This is a genomic window from Streptomyces sp. NPDC049879, from assembly GCF_044461265.1.
Classification (GTDB): domain Bacteria; phylum Actinomycetota; class Actinomycetes; order Streptomycetales; family Streptomycetaceae; genus Streptomyces.
Genome location: NZ_JBITKT010000004.1, coordinates 416001 through 439557 on the forward strand (window position 1 = coordinate 416001; position 23557 = coordinate 439557).

The 23557-nt window shown below is 72.8% G+C and carries 19 protein-coding genes; 5 read left to right on the forward strand and 14 right to left on the reverse strand.

The window, feature by feature from the left end:
* Window positions 1-16: 16 nt before the first annotated feature.
* The 9 genes from ACIBPC_RS16775 to ACIBPC_RS16815 all read right to left on the reverse strand — a co-directional run bounded on the left by ACIBPC_RS16775 (window position 17) and on the right by ACIBPC_RS16815 (window position 13249).
* Window positions 17-1246, reverse strand: a complete 1230-nt coding sequence (locus ACIBPC_RS16775) for a sugar ABC transporter permease (protein ID WP_362965832.1) — start codon at window positions 1244-1246, stop codon at window positions 17-19.
* Entirely contained in the window at window positions 1239-2084 is an 846-nt protein-coding gene (locus ACIBPC_RS16780) for an ATP-binding cassette domain-containing protein (protein WP_398845158.1), read from the reverse strand. The genes ACIBPC_RS16775 and ACIBPC_RS16780 overlap by 8 nt, the downstream gene beginning before the upstream one ends.
* A gap of 133 nt (window positions 2085-2217) precedes the next feature.
* Window positions 2218-3327: a sugar ABC transporter substrate-binding protein gene (locus tag ACIBPC_RS16785; RefSeq protein WP_398845160.1), complete on the reverse strand. Its 1110-nt coding sequence runs from the start codon at window positions 3325-3327 to the stop codon at window positions 2218-2220.
* A gap of 344 nt (window positions 3328-3671) precedes the next feature.
* Window positions 3672-4847, reverse strand: coding sequence for an ROK family transcriptional regulator (locus ACIBPC_RS16790; protein WP_362965826.1), 1176 nt, complete (start codon window positions 4845-4847; stop codon window positions 3672-3674).
* Between the two features lie 151 nt (window positions 4848-4998).
* On the reverse strand, window positions 4999-5874 hold the full coding sequence (locus ACIBPC_RS16795; RefSeq protein ID WP_362965824.1) for a carbohydrate ABC transporter permease: 876 nt from the start codon (window positions 5872-5874) through the stop codon (window positions 4999-5001).
* 14 nt (window positions 5875-5888) lie between these two features.
* A complete protein-coding gene (locus tag ACIBPC_RS16800) occupies window positions 5889-6974 on the reverse strand; it encodes a sugar ABC transporter permease (protein WP_362965822.1) in 1086 nt (361 codons plus the stop codon).
* A gap of 8 nt (window positions 6975-6982) precedes the next feature.
* Window positions 6983-8404 (reverse strand): N-acetylglucosamine/diacetylchitobiose ABC transporter substrate-binding protein, encoded by a 1422-nt coding sequence (ngcE, locus tag ACIBPC_RS16805; RefSeq protein ID WP_362965820.1) that lies wholly within the window; start codon window positions 8402-8404, stop codon window positions 6983-6985.
* Between the two features lie 235 nt (window positions 8405-8639).
* Window positions 8640-11357 (reverse strand): aconitate hydratase AcnA, encoded by a 2718-nt coding sequence (gene acnA, locus ACIBPC_RS16810; RefSeq protein ID WP_398845164.1) that lies wholly within the window; start codon window positions 11355-11357, stop codon window positions 8640-8642.
* Window positions 11358-11578: 221 nt separating this feature from the next.
* Window positions 11579-13249 (reverse strand): glycosyltransferase family 39 protein, encoded by a 1671-nt coding sequence (locus ACIBPC_RS16815; protein ID WP_398845167.1) that lies wholly within the window; start codon window positions 13247-13249, stop codon window positions 11579-11581.
* A gap of 149 nt (window positions 13250-13398) precedes the next feature.
* Here ACIBPC_RS16815 and ACIBPC_RS16820 point away from each other — a divergent pair, with 149 nt between their 5' ends.
* Together ACIBPC_RS16820 and ACIBPC_RS16825 are read left to right on the forward strand one after the other, a co-directional pair.
* Complete coding sequence (locus ACIBPC_RS16820; RefSeq protein WP_398845169.1) at window positions 13399-13989, forward strand: helix-turn-helix domain-containing protein; 591 nt, start codon at window positions 13399-13401, stop codon at window positions 13987-13989.
* Window positions 13986-14507 carry a GNAT family N-acetyltransferase gene (locus ACIBPC_RS16825; protein ID WP_398845172.1) on the forward strand — a complete coding sequence of 174 codons (522 nt, stop codon included), beginning with the start codon at window positions 13986-13988 and terminating at the stop codon, window positions 14505-14507. The genes ACIBPC_RS16820 and ACIBPC_RS16825 overlap by 4 nt, the downstream gene beginning before the upstream one ends.
* Before the next feature lie 16 nt (window positions 14508-14523).
* Here the strand turns inward: ACIBPC_RS16825 and ACIBPC_RS16830 are convergent, their stop codons facing one another.
* Window positions 14524-15402 (reverse strand): LysR family transcriptional regulator, encoded by an 879-nt coding sequence (locus tag ACIBPC_RS16830; protein WP_362965810.1) that lies wholly within the window; start codon window positions 15400-15402, stop codon window positions 14524-14526.
* 239 nt (window positions 15403-15641) lie between these two features.
* Between ACIBPC_RS16830 and ACIBPC_RS16835 the strand changes: the two genes are divergently transcribed.
* Window positions 15642-17087 carry an MFS transporter gene (locus ACIBPC_RS16835; RefSeq protein WP_398845175.1) on the forward strand — a complete coding sequence of 482 codons (1446 nt, stop codon included), beginning with the start codon at window positions 15642-15644 and terminating at the stop codon, window positions 17085-17087.
* 55 nt (window positions 17088-17142) lie between these two features.
* On the opposite strand, the gene ACIBPC_RS16840 is transcribed toward ACIBPC_RS16835, so the two are convergent.
* Together ACIBPC_RS16840 and ACIBPC_RS16845 are read right to left on the reverse strand one after the other, a co-directional pair.
* The gene (locus ACIBPC_RS16840) at window positions 17143-17979 is read right to left on the reverse strand and encodes a DUF1028 domain-containing protein (protein ID WP_398845178.1); all 837 of its coding nucleotides are present in this window, start codon (window positions 17977-17979) and stop codon (window positions 17143-17145) included.
* 46 nt (window positions 17980-18025) lie between these two features.
* A complete protein-coding gene (locus tag ACIBPC_RS16845; RefSeq protein ID WP_398845180.1) occupies window positions 18026-19453 on the reverse strand; it encodes an amidase in 1428 nt (475 codons plus the stop codon).
* Between the two features lie 153 nt (window positions 19454-19606).
* Here ACIBPC_RS16845 and ACIBPC_RS16850 point away from each other — a divergent pair, with 153 nt between their 5' ends.
* Window positions 19607-20203, forward strand: coding sequence for a TetR/AcrR family transcriptional regulator (locus ACIBPC_RS16850; protein WP_398845183.1), 597 nt, complete (start codon window positions 19607-19609; stop codon window positions 20201-20203).
* Window positions 20204-20387: 184 nt separating this feature from the next.
* On the opposite strand, the gene ACIBPC_RS16855 is transcribed toward ACIBPC_RS16850, so the two are convergent.
* Together ACIBPC_RS16855 and ACIBPC_RS16860 are read right to left on the reverse strand one after the other, a co-directional pair.
* Window positions 20388-20759, reverse strand: coding sequence for a GntR family transcriptional regulator (locus ACIBPC_RS16855; protein ID WP_362965800.1), 372 nt, complete (start codon window positions 20757-20759; stop codon window positions 20388-20390).
* A 1-nt stretch (window position 20760) separates the two neighbouring features.
* On the reverse strand, window positions 20761-21783 hold the full coding sequence (locus ACIBPC_RS16860; protein WP_398845186.1) for a DUF1648 domain-containing protein: 1023 nt from the start codon (window positions 21781-21783) through the stop codon (window positions 20761-20763).
* 165 nt (window positions 21784-21948) lie between these two features.
* On the opposite strand from ACIBPC_RS16860, the gene ACIBPC_RS16865 reads away from it, so the two are divergent.
* Entirely contained in the window at window positions 21949-23478 is a 1530-nt protein-coding gene (locus ACIBPC_RS16865; RefSeq protein ID WP_398845189.1) for a helix-turn-helix domain-containing protein, read from the forward strand.
* Window positions 23479-23557 lie beyond the last annotated feature (79 nt).

Below are 23557 nucleotides of genomic sequence, written 5' to 3' on the forward strand. Positions count from 1 at the left end.
TCGATTATCCGCCCGGCTATGTCCGTCCGGCGGTCCGCTGGGTACGCCGGGAGACCGAGTCGAGGACCACGGCGAGGAGCAGGACCGCGCCGGTGATCATGTACTGGATCTCGCTGGACATGTTCATGAGGTTGAGCCCCGTGGTGATGGACTGGATCACCAGCGTGCCGAGCAGGGCCGACCAGATCCAGCCGCGTCCGCCGAACAGGCTCGTGCCGCCGATGACGGCGGCGGCGATGACGTTCATCAGCAGGTTCCCTGAGCCGAGGCTCTTGGAGGCGCCGCCGGCCTGCGCCGCGTAGAAGAGACCGCCGACGGCGGCGAGGGCGCCGCCGATGGTGAAGACGGTGAGCCGGACGCGGGCGACGTTGATGCCCGCGCGGCGGGCCGCCTCGGCGTTGCCGCCGACCGCGAAGATCTGCCGCCCGTACGTGGTGCGCCGCACCATGAAGTCGGCGAGCAGCAGGATGGCCAGGAAGATGACCAGGGCGAGCGGCAGGCCGCGGTGCTGGTTCAGGGTCCAGGCCGTGACGAACGCGGCGACGGCGACGAGCGCGCCGCGCACGATGATCTCGCTCGCCTGGCGGGTGGGCAGCCCGGCCTGCTGGCGGCGGCGCTCCTGGCGCCACAGCGCGAGCACGTACCCGGCGGTGACGACGGCGGCGAGGCCGTAGGCGGCGGCGATGTCGCTGAAGTAGTAGCTGTTCAGGTCGCGGACGAAGCTGCCGCGCGGGATGTTGATGGTGCCCTCGTCGCCCATGACCCAGATCTGGACGCCGCTCCAGCCGAGGAAGCCGGCGAGGGTGACGACGAACGCGGGGACGCCGATGTGGGCGAAGAAGAAGCCGTGGATGCTGCCGACGACCGCTCCCGCGGCGATGGCCAGGAGGATGGCGACGATGTCGTTGACGCCGTTGGTGACCGAGAGGACCGCCCACAGGGCCGCGGAGAGGCCGGCGACGGAGCCGATGGACAGGTCGATCTCGCCCAGCAGCAGGACGAGCACGATGCCGACGGCCATGATGCCGGGGCCCGCGATGTAGACCGAGATGTTGGTCAGGTTGCGGGGGGTGAGGAAGGTGCCGGTCTGCGCCTCGAAGACGACGGCGATCACGATCATGCCGATGACGACGGGCAGGGAGCCCAGTTCGCCGCCGCGCAGGCGCCGCCTGAAGTCCTCGACGTAGCCGGCCAGGCCGCGTTCGCGGACCAGGAGGCGCGGGTCGGGTGCGAGGTCCTTACTCATGGGTGTCATCACCGTCCGTGCCTTCTGTGCCCTCGGTGGCCTCGGTGTCCTCGGTGCCGCCCGTGGTGTCCTTGCGGGTGCGGCGGCGGGAGACCGCGTTGTCCGTCGCGCCGGTGATGGCGGCGATGATGTCCTCGCCCGTGGTGGTGGCCACGTCGAAGACGCCGTTGTTCCGCCCGAGCCGCAGGACGGCCACCTCGTCGGCGACCGCGCGGACGTCGGCGATGCTGTGGCTGATGAGGACCACGGCGAGCCCCTGCTCGCGCAGCCGTTCGACCAGGTCGAGGACCTGGGCGGTCTGCTCGACGCCGAGCGCGGCGGTGGGCTCGTCGAGGATGACGACCTCGGGCGAGCCGACGAGGGCGCGGGCGATGGCGACGACCTGGCGCTGGCCGCCGGAGAGCGAGGCGATGGGGATGCGCACGCTCGGGATGCGGATGGAGAGGCTGTCGAGCAGCTCGCGGGAGCGCTGTTCCATCCGCACCTGGTCCAGCACGCCCCAGCGGCGGATCTCGCGGCCGAGGTAGAGGTTGGCGACGACGTCCAGGTTGTCGCACAGCGACAGGTCCTGGTAGACGGTCGCGATGCCGAGGTCCTGCGCGTCGGCGGGCTTGGTGACCCGGACCGGCCGGTCCTTCCAGCTGATCGTGCCCGAGTCGATGGTGTGGACCCCGGCGATGGTCTTGATGAGGGTGGACTTGCCGGCTCCGTTGTCGCCCACGAGGGCGGTCACGCGGCCGGGGCGTATCTCCAGGTCGACGTCGGTGAGCGCCTGGACGGCGCCGAACCGCTTGGAGACGCCGCGCAGAGCCAGGACGGGTGCGGCGGTGGCGGTCATGGCAGGAGTCAACTCCTATGGGGGCGGCCCTCTCCTGGAGGGCACGGGGGCGGAGCGAAGTCCCGGGCCCCGGTCCGCCGCGGCGCCCGGCGGGGGCGGCGGCGGACCGGGGCGGGGGAACGGGCGGCTGGGCTCAGCCGATGCCGGCCGCCGCGCAGGCGTCCGCGTACTCGGCGGTGCAGATGTCCTCGACGGTGTAGAACCCGTCGGCGACCACGGTGTCCATGATGTTGTCCACCGTCACGGCGACCGGGTCGAACAGGCGGGACGGGATGCCGCTGTCGGTCGGGCTGTCGGCGCTGTCGGGCGCGAGGCTCGCGATGTCCTCGCCGCGCAGCAGCGCGACGGCGATCTCGGCGGTGGTCTCCGCCTCCTGCTGGAGCGCCTTGTAGATGGTGAACGCCTGCTGGCCGGCGACGATGCGCTGGAGGCCCGCGAGTTCCGCGTCCTGGCCGCCGACCGGGACGCTGATGCCGGCCGACTCCAGGGAGGTGATGACGGCGGCGGCCATGCCGTCGTTGCCGACGTAGACCGCGTCGAAGCCGTCGTCGCCGAGGGCCTCGATGGCGTCGGTCATGTCCTCACCGGCGATCGGGGCCTGCCAGCCGTCGACGTCCTGCTCGAAGACGACGTTGGCGCTCTGGTCGATGACCGAGTGCGCGCCCTCCTTGAACATGGCGGCGTTCGGGTCGGTCGGCGAGCCGTTGATCATGACCACGTTGGCGCCCTCGGCCTCGTCGCCGAGCGCCGCGAGCAGCGTCTCGCCCTGGAGTTCGCCGACGCGGAAGTTGTCGTAGGAGACATAGGCCTCGATCGGGCCCTCGGCGAGCCGGTCGTAGGCGACGACCTGCACGCCCTCGGCGGCGGCCTCCTCGACCCAGGCCGACGTGGAGGTGGACTCCACCGCGTCCAGGATGATCACGTCCACGCCCTGGGTGAGCATGGCGTCGAACTGCTGCTTCTGCGTGTTCACGTCCTCACCGGCGTTCTGGTACTGGACGTCGCAGTCGGGACACAGCTCCGCGATCTTGTCCTCGATGAACGGCCGGTCGAACGCCTCGTACCGGGTCGTGCGGTCCTCGGGCAGGAGCAGGCCTATGGTGCCGCTCTCGCTGCCGCCGCCGCCTTCGCCGCCGCCGTCGCCCTCGTCGTCTCCGCCGCCGGCCTCGCCGCAGGCGGCGAGCGCGACGCTCAGGACGACGGACGTGGCAGCCATGGCGGCAAATCGCTTGTATCGACGCATGGTTGGCTTCGCCTCCCTGTCGGGCCGCTGCTCTGCGGCCGTCGGTCGGCGAGCAGCTAACTCCGGCGCGACCCTTGGCGTCAATACTTAAAGCAAGGGTCAACCGAACCGAGACTTTCGACGTCTGGCGCCTCAGACGTTTCAACTCCGGGTTCATGGGGTAAATACGCGGATCGCGTGTGCGTACCCGGTGATACACGTGGCTTTCTGTTGACTTGCCGTGACTTTATTTCTTGTCGGCGTGCCCGGCCGGTCGGACCGGCTCGGGCGGTCCGGGAGCGGCGCTGACCGGTCCGGCGGCCCAAGTGGCCGTGCCGGACGCGGTGTTCGGGGTGTGCGGTGGGTCAGTCGGCCGTGCCGAGGAGCAGTCCGTCGCCCATCTCGCGCAGCACGAGGGCCAGCGCGCCCAGCACCTCGGCCCGCCCGCCGAGCGCCCCCGGCACCAGGGCGAGCCCCGCCCCCGCGCTGGGGATGGCGTACCTGCCGACCGCGTCCCTGATCGGGCCGAGCGCGATCTCCCCCGCCTCGGCCAGGTCGCCGCCCAGGACGACGCGGCTCGGGTTGAGCAGATTGCACAACTGGGCGATGCCCGCGCCGATGTGGCGGCCTATGTCGGAGACCACGCGGCGGCAGCCGGGGTCGCCCTCCCGTGCCAGCTGGACGACGCGGTGCATCGTCAGATCGGTGCCGTGGCTCGCGTGGAGCAGCGGCAGCACGTGCCGGGCGGCCGTGAACGTCTCCAGGCAGCCGCGGTTGCCGCACCGGCAGACGGGGCCCGACTCGTCCAGCGTGATGTGGCCGATCTCGCCCGCCGTGCCGCCGGGGCCGCGGTAGATCTGCCCGTTGATCACGAGCCCGGCGCCGACGCCGCTGGCGACCTTGATGTACGCCAGGTCGCGCGAGCCGCGCCCGCTCCCCCAGACCAGTTCGCCGAGCGCGCCGAGGTTGGCGTCGTTGTCCACGTGCACGGGGACGCCGGTGCGCGCCTCCAGCTCCTCGCGCGGGCTGATCCCGCGCCATCCCGGCAGGATCGCGGTCGAGCCGAGCGCGCCCGTCTCCAGGTCGATCGGGCCCGGCACGCCGAGGCCGATCCCGATGATCTTGCGGCGGTCCACCCCGGCCATCGTCAGCAGGCGACCGACGAGCTTCTCGGCCCGGTCGAACCCCTCGTCCGCCGAGGCGTCCACGTCGAACGGCTCCGCCTCCTCGGCGAGCACCTGGTGCGCCAGGTTCCCGACCGCGACGCGCAGGTGCGAGTGGCCGAAGTCCACGCCCACGACGATCCCGGCGTCCGTGGACAGCGAGACGCTGCGGGCGCGGCGGCCGCTGGCCGAGGTCGTCCTGACGTCGACCGTGCCCAGCTCCTTCAACTCCCGAACGATGTTCGAGACGGTGGCGGCCGACAGCCCGGTGGTCCTCGCGATGTCCGCCTGGGTCAGCGAACCGGCGGCCCGGACGGCGCGTACGACACGTTCCAGGTTGGCCCGGTGCAGCGACGACTGCGACCCAGGAGTCTCCACGGCTCACTCCACTTCCGATTGCCTGGCGGGCACGGCTGTGGACCCACCGGCCGCCCCGAGCGTGGGTGGCGGGAGACGGCGCCGCGCCCACTATATGAACTCGGGGCTGCCCGTGGGGGAACAGGAGGGATACCGTTTCACGGCCGCCGCGTCACCGCACCGCGCCCGCCGTCAGGCCGGTCTGCACCTGCCGCTGGAAGGCGACGTACACGGCGAGCACCGGCAGCATCGCCAGCGTCACGCCCGCGTACAGCGCGCCCCAGTCCCCCTCGTACCCCTGCTGCACCATGAGGGCGGCCAGGCCCTGCGGCAGCACGGCGTCGTCGGGATCGCCCACGTTGAGGACCCGGGGCAGGACGAACTGGTTCCACTGGCCGAGGAAGTTGAAGATCCCGACGCTGATCAGCCCCGGGCGGGCCATCGGCATCATGATCTGGAAGAACGTCCGGGTGTGCGAGGCGCCGTCCAGTGTCGCCGCCTCCTGCACGGCGCCGGGCAGCGTGCGGAAGAAGGAGACGAGGAAGAAGACGGTGAACGGGAGGGAGTAGGCGATGTAGACGAGGATCAGGCCCTGCCGGGTGTTCAGGAGTCCGAAGTTGTTGAGGACGAAGAACAGCGGCACGATCGCCAGGAACACCGGGAACATCATGCCGCCCGTGAACAGCAGGTGGACCGCCCGGTTGCCGGGGAAGGCGAACCGGGCCACCACGTACGCCGCCATGGCGCCGAGCAGCATCGTGCCGGTCAGCGAACCGCACAGGATGACCGCCGAGTTGAGCGCGTAGCGGCCGATGTCGGCGGACGACCAGGCGTTCGAGAAGTTCTCCCAGGCGAGGTCGGTCGGCAGGCCGAACGGGTCGGAGACCAGGTCGCTGTGCGGCCGGAAGCTGGAGATGACGACCCAGACCACCGGCCCCGCCGCCATCACGGCCCACAGGACAAGGAACGAGTGGGCGAAGACGTTCAGCACGCCGCCGCCCGTGCCGGCGCGCACCTCGGCGCCCTCGCCGGAGCGCGTGTTGCTCATCGCTTGGGTTCTCCTCAGAACTCGATGCGGTCCCGCCGGCCCACGCGCATCATGAGGGCCGCGAAGACGAGGGTGATGAGGAAGAGGGCGACGCCGATCGCCGTGGCGTACCCGGCCTGGCCGTCGCGGAACGCCTTCTCGTAGAGGTAGCTGGGGAGGACGTCCATGCCGTGCTCCGGCACCATCACGTTGACGAGGGCGAAGGCGTCGAGGGCCTGGATGCCCATGTAGATCCAGCCGGTCCTGACCGTCTCCCAGGTCAGCGGGAAGGTGATGCGGAAGAACGTGACCGAGCGCCCGGCGCCGTCGAGCAGCGCCGCCTCGTAGATCTCCCCCGGGATCGAACTCATCGCGGCGGAGAACAGCACGACGTAGAAACCGACGAACGACCAGCACAGGACCGCCAGGACGCACCAGCGCGCGACGTCGCCGCCGAGCCAGTCCTCGCGCCGCCAGGAATCGAGGCCGACGGCGCCGAGGCCCTCGTTCAGAATTCCGCTGCGGGGGCTGTAGATACGCGTCCAGATCACCGCGATGATCGCCAGCGAGAGCACCTGCGGGAAGAAATAGACGATCTTGTAGAAGCCGGAACCGGCCACCCCGGAAATCGCCTGGTCGCGGCGTCTGCGTCCGCCCGCGCTCAGCATGAAGGCGAAGAACAGGCCGAGCGCGAGCGTGATCAGGGGCGCGGCGACGAGGAGCAGCAGGCTGTTGCGCGTCGCGTCCCAGAAAGAGTCGTCGTTCCACAGGCGTTCGTAGTTCTCGAAGCCGGTGAACGTGTAATCGCTGCTGAATCCGGTCCAGTCCGTCATCGAGTAGAAGAACGCCTGGACGAAGGGCGAGACGACGAGGACCAGGTAGACCAGCAGCGGGAGGGAGAGGAACCACGCGACGAAGCGGTACTGCTCGAGACGCCGGTAGCGGCGGTCGTACCGCACGCGGCGCGGGGTCCAGCGCGGCGGCGTGAGGAACGCCGCCGCGAACAGCAGCCGGTCGGCCGCGGACAGCCGGTCGGGTGCCCTGGTGCGCACGGGCGGCGGGCCCCCCTGCGGCGGGACCGTGCCCGCCGCCGCCCGCTCCGTGCTCGGTGCGCCTTCCATGCCGCCCCTCAGCGTGTGAACTTGGTGATGGAGTCGTCCTGGGCGGTGGCGTCCGCGGCGCGCTGGCAGCGGTTGATCGCCTCGTCCGGCTCGATCTCCCCGGCCATCATCTCGGCGATGGCGCCGCCGATCTCCTCGTTGTTGAGCTGCCGGTACCAGCCGGGCATGCGGGGGATCAGCAGGTTGTCGCCCGCCGCGGCGAGGACCTCCGCCGCGCTGGTGAGGCCCGGGGGCAGTTCGAGTCCGTCCGCCGCGCCGCGCACGCAGGACAGCGACGAGACCAGCTCGGTGAAGTTCCGCGCCGACTCGCGGCCGAGCATGATCCGCAGGAACTCCAGGCCGCCCGCGACGTTGTCGCCCTGCGCCGGAACGAAGAACGGCTCGCTGCCGGACGCCCACAGCGTGCCGAACGGCATCGCGTCCGACGTGTCCAGGCCGGTGGGCGGGCCGACGGCCATGTCGAAGTCGGGCGGGGTGTTGGCGGCCGACTCGTTCTCGACCCAGGAGCCGTTGGGGATGAACAGGGCGCGGTACTGGTTCCACTCGTCCTGGGACTCCTCGTGGGTCATCCCGGGGCTGCCCTGGAGGACGTAGCCGCGCGCGGTCAGCTCGTGGTACGCCTCGAAGGCGGCGCGTACGGCGTCGTGGCGCCAGGCGTTGGGCTCCAGGTTGTCGATCGCCTGGAGGACCTCGGGGCCGCCGATCTTGCCGATGAAGGGGTAGAGCGTGAAGTTGAAGTAGTACGGATAGACGCCGGCGTACGTCCAGCCCGCCATCCCCTCGCGTTTCGCGGCCTCGCAGACGGCGAGCATCTCGTCCCAGGTCTGCGGGTACTCGGCGCCGATGCGGGCGAGCGCCGTGCGGGAGTACCACTGTCCGTAGACGGTGAAGGCGTAGTTGAGCTGGTACATCTGCTCGCCGCCGAACTGGCCCACCTCGATGGTGCCGGGCATCAGCGAGTCGCGGACCGTGACGGACGGGTCGTCGAGGGAGGGGGCGTCGAGCAGCTCGGTCAGGTCGTGCGCCTGCTCGTTGCGGATCAGGGCGGCGATGTCCAGGGCCTCGGCGCCCGAGTTGTTGATGACGTCCGGCGGGTCGCCCTGGACCAGGCGGGGCTGGAGGCGGGTCTGGATCTCCTGCGTCTTGTCGTGCGCGACCTCGCCGTAGGAGGCGCTGTAGATGGCCTCGGCGTCGAGGGCGTACTGGTCGCCGAAACCGCCGTCGAAGATCATGACTTCGAGTTCCGCGTCGGTGACGCCGAAGGGGTTCGTCTCGGAGGTCTCGCCGCGTTCCGTGCTCTCTCCGTTCCCGTCGTCCCCGCCGCCGCTCGCGCAGGCGGAAAGGGCGCCGACCGCGGGAATGGTGAAGAGTCCGGCGGCCGCGGATCTCCTGATGAGGGTCCTGCGCGGGAGGTACGGACCTGAATTCATGTTCGAGTCCTCGCCTTCGTGGGGCCGCGCGGGTGAGGCCCGCCCGGATTCCCGACAGGTATAGTCCACTCGCCGCGGGCGGGGAAGATCGCCGACGCCCAACGGCGGGAGACTTTCCCGAGTTGAGATCTCCGGGACACACGCGAAGGGCCGCCCGCATCGTCAAATGCGGGCGGCCCGTGCGTTTGGGACGTGAACGCGCTTTTGCCGAAAGCGCGTTATCGCGTCACTTCCGTCACTTGCGGATCAGGGAACGGAGCACATACTGCATGATGCCGCCATTCCGGTAGTAATCAGCTTCCCCAGGAGTGTCGATACGCACCACGGCGTCGAATTCGACACCGGTGTCGGTGGACACGCGCACCGTCTCCGGTACGCCGCCCTCGTTGAGGGCGGTGATGCCCGAGAAGGCGAACGTCTCCTCGCCGGTCAGGCCGAGGGAGTCCGCCGTCTCCCCGGCCGGGAACTGGAGCGGCAGCACGCCCATGCCGATCAGGTTCGACCGGTGGATGCGCTCGTACGACTCGGCGACGACCGCGCGCACGCCCAGCAGCGCCGTGCCCTTGGCCGCCCAGTCGCGGGACGAGCCGGAGCCGTACTCCTTGCCCGCCAGGACGACCAGCGGGACGCCGGCCTCCTGGTAGTTGCGCGACGCGTCGTAGATGAACGCGACCTCGCCGTCCCGCGTGAAGTCGCGGGTGTAGCCGCCCTCGGTGCCGGGGGCGATCTGGTTGCGCAGCCGGATGTTGGCGAAGGTGCCGCGGATCATGACCTCGTGGTTGCCGCGGCGGGAGCCGTACGAGTTGAAGTCGCGCCGCTCGACACCGTGTTCGGTGAGGTACTTGCCGGCCGGGGTGTCGGCCTTGATGGCACCGGCGGGCGAGATGTGGTCGGTGGTGACCGAGTCGCCCAGCTTGGCCAGGACGCGGGCGCCGGAGATGTCGGTGACGGGCTCCGGGTCGGTCCCCATGCCCTCGAAGTACGGGGGCTTGCGGACGTAGGTGGACTCGGCGTCCCACTCGAAGGTGTTGCCGGTCGGGATGGGCAGCGCGTTCCACTGGGCGTCGCCCGCGAAGACGTCGGAGTAGCTCTGGCCGAACATCTCCTGGCCGATGGCGGAGGCGACGACCTCCTCGATCTCCCGCTCGGTCGGCCAGATGTCCTTCAGGTAGACCGGCTCGCCGTCGGTGTCGGTGCCCAGCGGCTCGCTGGTGATGTCCACGGTCATGGACCCGGCGATGGCGTAGGCGACGACGAGGGGCGGGGACGCCAGGTAGTTCATCTTGACGTCGGGGTTGATGCGGCCCTCGAAGTTGCGGTTGCCGGAGAGGACGGAGACGACGGCGAGGTCGTTCTCGTTCACCGCGGCCGACACCTCGTCCGGGAGGGGCCCGGAGTTGCCGATGCAGGTGGTGCAGCCGTAACCGACCAGGTTGAAGCCGAGCTTGTCGAGGTACGGGGTCAGGCCCGCGCGGTCGTAGTAGTCCATGACGACCTTGGAGCCGGGCGCCAGGGTGGTCTTGACCCACGGCTTGCGGGTGAGGCCGCGCTCGACCGCCTTCTTGGCCAGCAGGGCGGCGCCGACCATGACCGACGGGTTCGACGTGTTGGTGCAGGAGGTGATCGCGGCGACGGTGACCGCGCCGTGGTCGATCTCGTACGTGCTGCCGTCGGGGGCCGTGACGGTGACCGGGCGGCTCGTCACGCCGTTCGAGAGGGCCGGGGAGTCGGAGGCGGGGAAGGACTCCTTGCCCGCCTCGTCCACGTCGCTGCTCGGCAGGTACGCGCGGACGTCCTCGCCGAACTTGCGCTTGGCGTCGGTCAGCGCGATGCGGTCCTGCGGGCGCTTCGGGCCGGCGATCGACGGTACGACGGAGGCGAGGTCCAGCTCCAGGTACTCGGAGAACTCCGGCTCGGCGGCCGGGTCGTGCCACAGCCCCTGCTCCTTGGTGTACGCCTCGACGAGCGCGAGCTGCTGCGCGTCGCGGCCGGTCAGGCGCAGGTAGCTGATGGTCTCGGCGTCGATCGGGAAGATCGCGGCGGTGGAGCCGAACTCCGGCGACATGTTGCCGATGGTGGCGCGGTTCGCCAGCGGCACGGCGGCGACGCCCTCGCCGTAGAACTCGACGAACTTGCCGACCACGCCGTGCTTGCGCAGCATCTCGGTGATGGTGAGCACGAGGTCGGTGGCGGTGGTGCCGGTGGGCAGCTCGCCGGTCAGCTTGAAGCCGACGACGCGCGGGATCAGCATGGAGACGGGCTGGCCGAGCATGGCCGCCTCCGCCTCGATGCCGCCGACGCCCCAGCCGAGGACGCCGAGGCCGTTGACCATGGTGGTGTGCGAGTCGGTGCCGACGAGGGTGTCGGGGTACGCCTGGCCGTTCCTGACCATGACGGTGCGGGCCAGGTGCTCGATGTTCACCTGGTGGACGATGCCGGTGCCGGGCGGGACGACCTTGAACTCGTCGAACGCCGTCTGGCCCCAGCGCAGGAACTGGTAGCGCTCGCGGTTGCGGCCGTACTCCAGCTCCACGTTCTGCTGGAACGCGTCGGCGGTGCCGAAGCGGTCGGCGATGACGGAGTGGTCGATGACCAGCTCGGCGGGCGCCAGCGGGTTGACGCGCGACGGGTCGCCGCCCAGCTCGCGGACGGCCTCGCGCATGGTGGCGAGGTCCACGACGCAGGGCACGCCGGTGAAGTCCTGCATGATCACGCGGGCGGGCGTGAACTGGATCTCCTGGCTGGGCAGCGCGCTCGCGTCCCAGTCGCCGAGGGCGCGGATGTGATCCGCGGTGATGTTGGCCCCGTCCTCGGTGCGCAGGAGGTTCTCCAGCAGAACCTTCAGGCTGTACGGCAGGCGGCCCGAGCCCGGCACCTTGTCCAGCCGGTAGATCTCGTACGACTCGTCGCCCACCCGCAGGGTGTCGCGTGCGTCGAAGCTGTTGGCCGACACGACTGTCTCCTTCACCACATGGATTCGCGCGTTACACGGCAATCCTGCCGTTCGCACCATGCGGTGGCTCGCTAAGGTGACCCTAACCAAGCCCCCGTACGGGCGGGGCGGCGGCCGTTGCCGTCTCCAGATATCTCGATGTCAAGATAAGACTAGTACATCGCCTGCCCTCGGCACGCCACCCCACACCTCCGGCGGCGGCGCGTGCGCGTCCGTGCGGGTCAGCGCAGGGTGACGGAGGTGGCGGTGCCGAGCGAGCCGTCGGTCGGGAAGGTGGTGACGGTCACCGGACGGCCGCCGACGAGCCGTTCGAGGCCCGCGGCGTCCGGCTGGAGGCGGCCGTGCTCGAAGAGGACGAAGGTGACGCGCGTGTCCTCCGGCGGTGTCATGCGGCGGTACTGGGCGTAGGTGACGGCGTCGCAGCCGGAGTACCAGCCGACCTCGGGTTCGTAGCCCGTGACGAGGAGGCAGGCGCCGTCGCGCGCGAGGCCGCGGGCGACGGGGACGGTGGACGCGGCCTGACCGGTGGGGCCCGGCATCGCGGCGTGCGCCACGTACTGGGCCGTCGCGGGGACGGTGACGGCGGCCAGCGCGGCGGTGGCGGCGAGCACGGTCGCGGCGCGCCGCCCGGCGCACTCGGCGGCGGTCTGGACGCCGAGCATCGTGAGGAGCGCGACGGGCAGGTAGACGAACCGGGGCTCGCCGTCCGTCACCGTGCCGAGGATGACGAACGTGAGGACCGCCGCCGCGCCGAGGAAGACGCGGCGCGCGTCGTCCGGCCGCGCGGCCGCCGTACCGCGCCGGGCGCGGCGGCGGCGCAGGAGGGCGGCGGCCGCGCCGTACAGCCCGGCCGCCATGACGACGGCGCCGAGGTCGCCGGCGAGGCGGTAGGGGAAGACGGACAGGTAGTAGACGAAGCCGTCGCCCGTGTAGGCGCGGTTGGCCTGCGAGGTGGCGGAGAAGACGAGGCCGAGCGGGCTGCCGGTCTCGCGGACGGCGTAGAGGAAGTGCGGGAGGAGACCGGCGGCGAGGATGCCCGCGGCGCAGGCCAGCCGCCACCGCTGGGCCAGCCAGGCGCGGGGGCCGTAGGCGAGCAGGGCGCCGAGGACGATGGCGGCGAGGTTGCCGACGACGCCGTAGCGCAGGTAGAAGGCGGCCACCGCGATGACGGCGGCGGCGGGCAGGGCACGGGAGCCCGGCTTCTCCTGGGCGCGGACGAGCAGCAGCACGACGAGCAGCAACAGGCCGGTGGCGCCTATGTCGTTGAGGAACTCCGGGACCCGGCGCAGGAATCCGAGGCCGCCGAGGAGGAGGAGCGTGGTGACGACGGCGCGGCGGGGCGTCGTGAGGCGCGCGGCGGTCACGTAGGTGGCGGTCAGGGTGAAGAGGGTGAGCAGCAGGGCGACCGCGCGCAGGGCGCCGACGTCGTTGTGCACGGCGAGGGCGAGGCGGCCGAGGGCGGGGAGGCCGACCGGGCGGTACGTGCCCCAGCCGGCGGCGGGCGTGCCGTCGTGCCAGGAGCGGGCCTTGTCGGCGTAGACGGCCTCCTCGTGGCCGATCCAGGGTTCGCTGTCCTGGAGCGCGGCCCAGACGGCGGCGGCCATGGCGAGGACGGCGAGGGCGTAGCCCCATGCCGGTATGCGGCGCAGGAGGTCCACGGCGCGCTCGACGGCGGGCGGGGTGCGCCAGGCGGGGCGGGCGAACAGCCAGGCGGGGACGGCTATCAGGAGCCAGGGCAGGGGCTGCCAGCCGGGCAGCCAGCCGCCGATGCCGACGGAGAGGAGGAGTGTCTGCGCCACCGCGGCCAGGGTGGCGGTGACGGCGACGGCGGTGGCGGCCCGCCGCCCCCACGACCGTGCCGGTCGGACGTCGGCTGCGGGGGCGGCGGTCACGCGTCACCTCGGGGAGGGGGTCGGGAAAGAAGAACAGGGGGTCTGCAAGATCGGCCGAGCCTATCCGCGGCGGCCGGGGCGCGGAGGGGCGGGTCGGCGGGGTAGGGCCTCCACCTGCGCTTTCCCGAATATGGGATATCCTCCCGGCCATGAGAGAGGGAGCGGGAGACGCCGAGGAGATAGAGGCGCGGCTTGCGCGGCGCCTCGGGGAGTTGCGGACCGGTCGCGGCTGGTCGCTCGACGAGCTGGCAGGGCGGACGGGCGTCAGCCGTTCCACGCTGTCCCGGCTGGAACGGGGCGAGATGAGCCCGACGGCCGGTGTGCTCAACAAGCTGTGCGCCGCGTACGACCACACCATGTCGCGGCTGCTGGCCGAGGTGGAGGAGCGGCCCGCGCATCTCGTGCCGGCGGCGCGGCAGTCCGTATGGCGGGACGAGGTGTCCGGATTCGTGCGGCGGTCGGTGTCGCCGCCGCACCCGGGGCTGCGCGGCGAGGTCGTGGAGGGCACGCTGCTGCCCGGCGCCGACCTCGCGTACGACGGACCGTCGGTCGCCGGGCTCGAACAGCACATCTGGGTGCTGGAGGGCGCGCTCACCGTCTCGGTGGGCGACGGGGAGCGGGAGGAGACCTACGAGGTGGGGACGGGCGACTGCCTGCGGTTCCGCGTGTGGGGGCGGACGCGGTTCCGCTGCGCGGGCCGCGAGCCCGTGCGGTACGCGCTGCTGGTGGTGCTGCCGTGACGGCGCGGATCGTCCGGCTGGCGGCCCGGGACTTCGCGGCGGCGGTGCCTGGCCTCGCGGACCTCTTCGCCGACGTGGTGGCGGACGGCGCGTCGCTCGGCTTCGTGACACCCTTCGGCCGTGCCGCGGCGGAGGCGTGGTGGGCCGGGCAGGGCGCTGCGGTGGTGGACGGCGGTCTCACGATCTGGACGGCCGAGGAGGACGGACGGATCGTCGGGACGGTCAGTCTCGCGCGCAACCCGAAACCGAACGGGCGGCACCGGGCGGAGATCGTCAAACTGATGGTGCACCCGGACGCGCGCGGCCAGGGTCTCGCGCGCACGCTGCTGGCGGGTGCCGAACAGGCCGCGGCGGACGAGGGGTTCGCGCTGCTGCTGCTCGACACCGAGACGGGCAGCCCGGCCGAGCGCCTCTACCTGGGCGCGGGGTGGACCCGTTACGGCGTCGTCCCCGCGTACGCGGCGGACCCGGCCGGGGTGCTGAAGGACTGCTCCTTCTTCTACCGGACGCTCGGCTGACGCCGGGGCGCGGGCCTCACACGGCGGCGCCCGCCCCGACCGCCTCCAGGTCGCGCGCGACGGCGCCCGCCCGCCCGGCGAACAGCCGCACCGCGCCCGTGTCGTCCCCCAGCCGCCAGACCAGGCCGTACCGCACGGGCGGCGCGTCGCGCACCGGCAGCCAGGTGACGCCGGGGCGCGCGTGGTACAGGGCGGTGCGCGCGCCGGTGGGCAGCGCGCCCTGGCCCGCCGCGACCATGATCAGCGCCTCCTGGAGCGTGGTAGCGACCGGTCCGCGGGACGCGCCGTCCGCCAGGTGGCGGGCGGGCCAGACGTCGAGCAGCGGGACGCGCGCGAGGTCCGCGACCGACACCGAGTCCCGCGCGGCGAGCGGGTGACGGGACGCGACGGCGACCGTCTGCTCCTCCGTGAACAGCGTGGGCCCGTGCGCCAGGTCCGGCTGCCGGACAGGGAAGTCCGCCAGCTGGACGTCGAACTCGCCCTTCCGCAACTGCCCGTACGGGTCGGCGAGCGACACCTCGCAGACCTCGATGGACAGTCCGCGGTGGTCCGCGCGCAGCGCCTCCGCCACCCGCATCACCACCTCACCGGCCATCGGCGTCGTGAAGCCCGCGAGCAGCACGCCGTCCACGCCGTTCGCCGCCGCCCTGGCGCGGGCCACGGCGTCCTCGATGCCCCGGTGGTGCGGGGCCAGGTCGTCCCGCAGCCTGCGGCCCAGCGCGGTGAGCGCGACCCGGCGGCTGGTCCGCGTGAACAGCGGCGCGCCGACGCGGCGTTCGAGGCGCTGCACGAGCTGGCTGACGCGCGCCTTGGACAGGCGCATGCGGTCCGCGGTGCGGGTGAAGTGCAGCTCTTCGGCCAGGATGAGGAAGCACTCCAGCTCGTCGCGTTCCATACGGACCCTCCGGGTCGGGGCGGTTCGTCAAGGACAGCTGAACGAACGTCGAGCGGATCGGCGTTGTTCCCGCGCGCGTGACGGCGGAGGCTGGGAGAGCGCGGCACCCCCGGCCCTCCGGCCGGCAAGGGCTCCCGCGCACACCGTCCCGTTCCTCCGCACCGTGTTCCCCGCGCCTCTCCAGCGCCCCTTTCATCCCGATACACCCCTTTCCCTCTCCATCACTTCGAGGAGTGCACATGAGCGCGCTGAACACCCGTAAATGGGGCGTGCTTCTCGTCCTGTCGGGCGCCATCTTCCTGGAGGGCATCGACGTCGCGATGCTCAACGTGGCGCTCCCGGCGATCAGATCCGATCTCGGGCTCGCCACGGGCGAGCTGCAATGGGTGATGAGCGCCTACGTCCTCGGCTACGGCGGCTTCATGCTGCTCGGCGGGCGGGCCGCCGACCTGTTCGGCCGGCGGCGGATGTTCCTGTTCTGGCTGACCGTCTTCCTGCTGTTCTCCGGCCTCGGCGGATTCGCCTCCGAGGGCTGGATGCTCATCACGGCCCGCTTCGTCACCGGCGTCGCCGCCGCGTTCATGACCCCGGCCGGTCTGTCGATCATCACCACGACGTACGAGGAGGGCCCGGAGCGCGACAAGGCCCTGCTGATCTACTCGGGCACCGGGGCGGGCGGCTTCACGGTCGGCCTGGTCGCGGGCGGCCTGCTGGCGTCGGTGGACTGGCGCTGGGTGTTCTTCGCGCCGGTGATCCTGTCGCTTGTCCTGCTCGTCGCGGCCCTCGCGTGGGTGCCGAAGCCGCAGGCGGCCGAGCCCCGTACGGCCCGGCGGGTGGACGCCGCCGGTGCGCTGGCCGTCACCGCCGCGCTGATCCTCATCGTGCTCGGTGTGGAGCGCGCGTCCCACACCACGGCCCTGTGGACGGTCGGCACGCTCGGCGCGGGCCTGCTGGCGCTCGGCGCCTTCATCGCCGTCGAACGGCGGACGGCCGACCCGCTGGTGCGGCTCGGGATCTTCCGCAACGCCGCCCTGGTGCGGGCGAACATCGGCGCGCTCCTGTTCGCGGCCGGGTTCTTCGCGTTCCAGTTCATCGTGGTGCTCTACCTCCAGGAGCTGCGCGGCTGGTCCACCGTCGAGGCGAGCCTCGCGCTGCTGGTGGCGGGCCTGGACGCGGTGCTGTCGCCGACCCTGACGCCCCGGCTCGTCGCCCGCTTCGGGAACGCGCGTGTCATCTTCGGCGGGCTGCTGACGGCGGCGCTCGCGTACGGGCTGTTCCTGCGGGTCGAGGCGGACTGGACGTACGCGGCCATGTTCCCGAGCCTGCTGCTCGTCGGGCTGGCGTTCGCGCTGGCCTACGGGCCGCTGACCATCGTCGGGACCGAGGGCATCGCGGAGGAGGAGCAGGGCCTCGCGGGCGGACTGCTCTACACGTCCTTCCAGTTCGGCGCGGCCCTCGGGCTGTCGGCGGCGACGGCGGTCAACGTCGCGGCGACGGCGTCGGCCTCGCCCGGCGCGCTGCTCGACGGGTACCGGGCGGCGCTGCTCGTGCCGCTCGTGGCGGCGCTGGTGGCGGCGGTCGTCACGGCGTTCGGGCTGCGGGGCGGGCGGCGGCAGCCGGTCGTGACGGCCGGGGGGACGGGCGCGGAGGCGCCGGAGCGGGTGGCGGCGCCGACGGCCGGGTGACCGTACGGCTTCGGCGGACGGGGGCGGCCACGCGCGTGGCCGCCCCCGTTCCCCTTCAACCGGCCGGGAGGGCCGCGATCCAGGCGACGCGCCCGGCCAGCGCGGCGGCGCGTGCGCGGTCGGGCGCGGGGAGCGTGCCGGTGGTGCCGACGATCCGCGGGCCCCACTCGGCGAGGAGCGGGTCGTCCGGCGCCAGGGCCGCGGCGCTCAGCAACAGACCGGCCGCGCGCTCGCGGGCGTCGGCGGGGCGGGCCGCGTCGTCGGCGCGGTGGAGCTGGACGGCTTCGCGCAGGTGCCGGTGGGCGCGGTCCACGGCGAGGAGGCGGGCCAAGTCGTCGAGGGGGGCGCGCGAGTCGTCCACCCGCAGGTCCACGGGCTCGTCGTCGCCGACGACCAGCAGCGCGGCCGACTGCCTGCCGCGCCGGTCGCCGCCCGCCTCGTCGCCCGCGCGGAGGGCGGCGAGCAGCCGTTCGGGCAGGGGCAGTCCGGCGGCGGCGCGCCAGCCGCGCACGAGGGCGGGGACGACGTCGGGCCCGGCCAGGGTGTTGCCCTGGGCCGTGGCGTGTTCGGTGGCCATGTCCCCGGCGCTGTCCGCGCATTCCCCGCCTGTCCAGGCGGCGGTGCGGCCCGTCGTGTCCACGACGGCGAGCTGCCGCACGGCGGCGTCCGGGAGCGCCCGCAGCGCGGCGACCGCATCGTCGGGCGCGGCGCCGCGTTCCAGCAGGTCGAGCGCCGCGCGCGGGTGCCAGAAGTCGGACGCGGCCTGGCCCACGGCGACGCCGACGCCGCTCCTGGCGACCGGCGCGCGGGCGCCGACGGCCAGGACGCAGCTGGCCACGGCGACGCCCGTCAGCCCGGCGGCGGGGTCGTGACCGATGAGGGAGAACGTCATGCGGCCCACCCTGCCGGTCTACCGGCGGCGATGGCCAGTGGATTGCTCAGCGTCGTGCGACACCGCGCGGGTCGAGGGGCGTGAACGTTCCCAGCCGGTCCTCGACGGCCTGGGCGGCGGCCAGGCACAGGTCCTCGCGGAAGGCGCGGCCGACGAGCTGCACCCCGTGCGGCAGGCCGTCCGCCACGCCGGTCGGCACCGCCACGGCGGGGACGCCCACGAAACTGGTCGCCGTGCACAGGCGCATGGCGGTGGCGACCCTGTCGCGGCCCGCCGCGTCGCGCGACTCGACGCCCGGCTCGACCGGCGGCTCGGTGAACACCGGCCCGAGCAGGAGGGGATGGGCGTCCAGGAACTCGGCCCAGGAGCGCCGGATGCCGAGCCAGGTGCCCGTCAGCCGTACGAGTTCGGCCGCGTCGGCGGGGCGTGCGCGTTCCATGGCCAGGGCGATGTACCGGTCCCCGCCCTCGCCGAGCAGGGTGCGGACGGCGGGCCAGGTGGGGGCGAACTCGGTGAGGGTGACGCGGCCGTAGACGTCGAGCGCCTCGTCCAGCCTGGGCACGTCGTCCACCTCCCGGACGTCGTACCCCGCGTCGCGCAGGGCGTCCGCCGCGGTGGCGACGGCCGCGCGCACCGCCGGGTGGACGCCGTGCCCGCCCGGGTCGGCCACGACGGCGACCGTGGGCGGCCCCGGCAGCGGCTCGCCGTACAGCGGCACGGGCACGGCGCGCGGGTCGCGCGGGTCGGTCCCGGCCAGCGCCTCGTAGGCCAGCCGCAGGTCGGCGACGGTGCGGGCGAGCGGCCCGTCCGTGACGAGGGCCTGGGTAGCCGGGCCCGGGTCGTCCGGTCCGATGACGCGGAGGTCGGCGGGGAAGCGGCCGGTGGTCGGCTTGAGCGCGGTGACGCCGCAGAACTGGGCGGGGACGCGCACCGATCCGCCGGAGTCGTTCCCGAGTCCGAGGGCGGCCATGCCCGTCGCGACGGCCACGGCGTCGCCGCCGCTGGAGCCGCCGGGGGTCCTCGTGGGGTCCCAGGGGTTGGCGGTGTCGCCGAAGAGTTCGCTGCGCGTGTGCATCCCGGCGAGGACGAGGGTGGGCATGTTGCTGTGGCCGAGCGGCACGGCGCCCGCCGCCCGCAGCCGGGCGACGGGGAGCGCGTCGCGCTCGGCGACCATGTCCCGGAAGCGCGGGACGCCGAAGGTCGTCGGCAGCCCTTCGACGGGTGTGCTCTCCTTCACGGTGAACGGCACGCCCGCGAGCGGCCCGAGGGGCTCGCCCGCGGCTCTGCGGCGGTCCGTCTCCGCGGCCGCCGCGCGCGCCCGGTCGGCCTGCTGCTGCGTGACGGCGTTCACGCGCGGGTTGACCTCGGCGACGCGTTCCAGGTGGCTGTCCACCAGGGCGGCGGCCGAGATATCGCCGCGCCGCACCGCCGCGGCCTGTCCGGCGGCGGTCATCCTCCACAGCGCCTCCTGCATGGGGCGTTCCCTCCCTGTATCCCGCTCCCGTTCCGATGCGCTCGCATCGGATACCGTGCCGGACCATAGCGCGGAACCGATGCGGGCGCATCGAATAAAGTGGGGCCGCGCGGCCGGACCGGGGCCGCCGACGCGTCGAGGAGGCGAACGGGCGTGCCCAGACAGGTGGATCACGCGGAGCGGCGGCGCGTCGTCGCCGGGGCCGTCTGCCGCCTCGCGGACGAGCGGGGGCTCGAAGGCGTGACCCTGCGGGACGTCGCGGACCGGGCGGGGGTGTCGATGGGCGCCGTCCAGCGGTGTTTCGGCACCAAGGAGGAGATGCTCGTCTTCACGCTCGGCCTGATCGGCGAGCGGATCGGGGAACGGGCGCGGGCGCGCCTCGTGCGGAGTCCGGCCCAGTCGGCCGCGACCGCCGTGGGGCACGCGGCGGTCGAGGTCGCGCTGCTGGAGGAGGAGCACCGGGCGGAGGCGCGGGTGTGGCTCGCCTTCGTGGCCCAGGCGGCGGTGAGCGAACCGCTCGCCGCGACGCTGCGGGAGAACTACGCGGCGCTCCAGGGCTCGTTCACCCGGCTGCTCGCCGAAGCGGGCACGGGGGCCGACGCGGAGCGGGAGGCGCACGCCCTCCTCGCCCTGGCGGACGGGCTCACCGCGCACGTGCTCGTCGGCCACCTCACGGCCGCGCGGGCGCGGGACGTCCTCGACACGCATCTGCGGCAGCTCTGGACACGGGTCTCCCTCGGCGCCGCCTGAACCGAACGGGCGGGGGCGGCGGTTCCCAGCCGCCGACCCGCCGCCCGGCGCAGGCCCGCGTCAGCACGCCCGGCAGCCTCGCGCCGACCCGCTAGGCGAAAGGTCCCGCACCGCCCGGTCTTCCCCGGGACCGCGCACGGCGGACGGCCGACTCACGACCCCGGGGCGGGACCTGGCGTTCGGGTCAGGCCGGGGCGGGGCCCGCGAGCGCGGCGCGCAGCAGCGTCACCAACTCCTCGTCGCCGACGCCGAGTCTCCGCGCCTCGGCGACGAGGGCGTGGACCGAGGTCAGCAGCGCCGCCCGGGAGCGGGCGGTGGAGTCCGAGGTGACCACGGCGCCCCGGCCACGGCGCAGCTCTATCAGCCCCTCGTCCCGCAACCGCTGGTAACCGCGCAGGACCGTATGCATGTTGACCCCCAGCGAGGAGGCCAGCTCGCGGGCGGGCGGCAGCCGCTCCCCCGGCACGGCAGCGCCGTCCGCCACCGCGCCGCGCACGCAGGCGGCTATCTGCTCGCCCAGCGGCACGGGCGACTCGGGGCTTATCCGGAAGAGCACGTCAGCCGTCCGCCCGCCGCTGTTCCAGCAGCCCGTTGAGCAGCGCGGCGGCGGTGGCGGAGTCGTCCACGGTGACGACGAACTCCCGCCCGTTCCGCAGCCGCAGGCTCAGCGCCTTCCCCGAGCGCAGCACGACGCCCGACGCGCCGGGCCGTATGCGGTAGCCCCAGCCGCCGAAGTCGGCCAGCGGGCTGATGTCGCGCGTCCCGGCCGTGGTGATGCGGTCCAGGGGGAACCGCAGCCGGGGGCGGGGCAGCAGCGGCGAGGCCACCGCGACGCCGCGCCGGTCCACCGTGACCCGGACACTGCCGAGCAGCCCCGTGAACAGGGCCACGCTCAGCAGGACCAGCCCGGCGGGCCACTCTCCCACTATCAGTGCCACCAGACCCGCCGTTCCGGTGATGACGCCGGTGCCCAGCAGGACGCGTGACCCGGCCCGGCGGCTCCAGACGGCGGACTCCCTCGGGGCGAGGCGCAGCGGGGGTGTCGCAGCGGCGGCGTCGGCCTCCCCGGGCTCCGGGTCACGGCCCGCGAGCAGCCATGCCAGGGCGCCCACGGCCAGGGCGGCGGCGAACGAGACGGCGATCAGCCACAGCGGCAGGGAGGCGTCGGCGGGATCGGCTGCGTCGCGGTTGACCACCACCAGGCCGACCAGCGGCGGGCCGATCACCGTCGCCGTACCCGCGCCGAGCGCGGTCATCCAGCGCTGCGCCGGCGGTGCGCTCCTGCGCGCCAGCACGACCGTCGCGACGAGCAGGACACCAACCCCCAGCAGGACGCCGGTCCCCGTCCACAGCGCCGCGCCGCGGCTCTGGAAGTCGTCCGCCCCGCCGCTGCCGGTGAAGTGGGTGGCGAGCCGGTCGGGCAGCCGGTCGTGCCAGGCGAGGAAGCAGGCCGTGAAGGCCGCGAGCGCGGCGGCGAACGGCACGGCCACCAGCACGGCCCGCCGCGCGGTCCGCGCCCCGCCCGCGTCCGGCTTCCCTCCGCTTGCCCCGCTCCCCCGTCCGGCGTCGGTCCTCGGCATCCCGCATCCCCCTTCGTCGTCGCCCTCCGGCCGGTGCCCACCGGGCTTTCGGCCAGTTGTTCGCGTATCGCTAGAACAATCCAACCATACCCTCGAACGGCGTGTCGTCACCCGAACGGGGGAGCCCAACAGGCGTCATCTCATATGTGAGATAGGCTCGGTCATATGATCGACGACTACCTCGCCCGGATCGGACAGCTCATTCGGGACGCACGTCAGCATCGTGGCTGGACACAGGTCCAGCTCGCCGAGGCGCTCGGCACCAGCCAGAGCGCGGTCAATCGCATCGAGCGGGGGAATCAGAACATCAGCCTTGAGATGATCGCACGTATCGGTGAGGCCCTCGACAGCGAGATCGTGTCGCTGGGTTACGCCGGTCCGATGCATCTCAGGGTGGTCGGCGGCCGGCGGCTGCACGGCAGCATCGACGTCAAGACGAGCAAGAACGCCTGCGTCGCCCTGCTCTGCGCCTGCCTGCTCAACTCCGGGCGCACCGTGCTGCGCAGGGTCGCCCGCATCGAAGAGGTCTTCCGCATCCTGGAGGTCCTCGGCTCGATCGGCGTGCGCAGCCGCTGGATCAACGACGGCAGGGACCTGGAGATCGTGCCCCCCGCCGAGCTGGACCTCGACGCCATCGACAAGGAAGCGGCCCTGCGCACCCGGAGCATCATCATGTTCCTTGGCCCGCTCCTGCACCGCATGGACTACTTCCGCATCCCGTACGCGGGCGGCTGCGACCTCGGCACCCGCACCGTCGAGCCGCACATGATGGCGCTGCGGCGCTTCGGCCTCGAAGTCACCGCCACCGAGGGCATGTACCACGCCCAGGTCACCCGCGGCGTCTCCCCCGACCGGCCGATCGTCCTGACCGAGCGCGGCGACACCGTGACGGAGAACGCGCTGCTCGCCGCCGCCCGGCACGACGGCATCACCACGATCCGCAACGCCTCGTCCAACTACATGGTCCAGGACCTCTGCTTCTTCCTGGAGCAGCTCGGCGTGCGGATCGAGGGCGTGGGCACCACGACCCTGACCGTCCACGGCGTGCCCGACATCAACCGGGACGTGGACTACTCGCCGTCCGAGGACCCGGTGGAGGCGATGAGCCTCATCGCGGCGGCCGTCGTCACCGAGTCGGAGCTGACGATCCGCCGGGTGCCGCTGGAGTTCCTGGAGATCGAGCTGGCCGTCCTGGAGGGCATGGGCCTCGACCACGACCTCGGCCGCGAGTACCGCGCGGACAACGGGCGGACGCGGCTCGCGGACCTGACCGTGCGCCCCTCCAAGCTGGAGGCGCCGATCGACAAGATCCACCCGATGCCGTTCCCCGGGCTCAACATCGACAACGCCCCGTTCTTCGCGGCCATCGCGGCGACGGCGCACGGCTCGACGCTGATCCACGACTGGGTCTACGACAACCGGGCGATCTACCTCACCGACCTGAACCGCCTCGGCGGCCGCCTCCAACTCCTCGACCCGCACCGCGTCCTGGTCGAGGGCCCGACACGCTGGCGGGCGGCGGAGATGATGTGCCCACCCGCGCTCCGCCCGGCAGTGGTCGTCCTGCTGGCGATGATGGCGGCGGAGGGCACCTCGGTGCTGCGCAACGTCTACGTGATCAACCGCGGCTACGAGGACCTGGCCGAACGCCTCAACTCCGTGGGCGCCCAGATCGAGACGTTCCGCAACATCTGACCCACCGACACGACCGCACCCCGCCCGGACTGCGTGACAGCAGCACCGGGGCGGGGTGCGGTGGTGTTTCCGGAGCCAT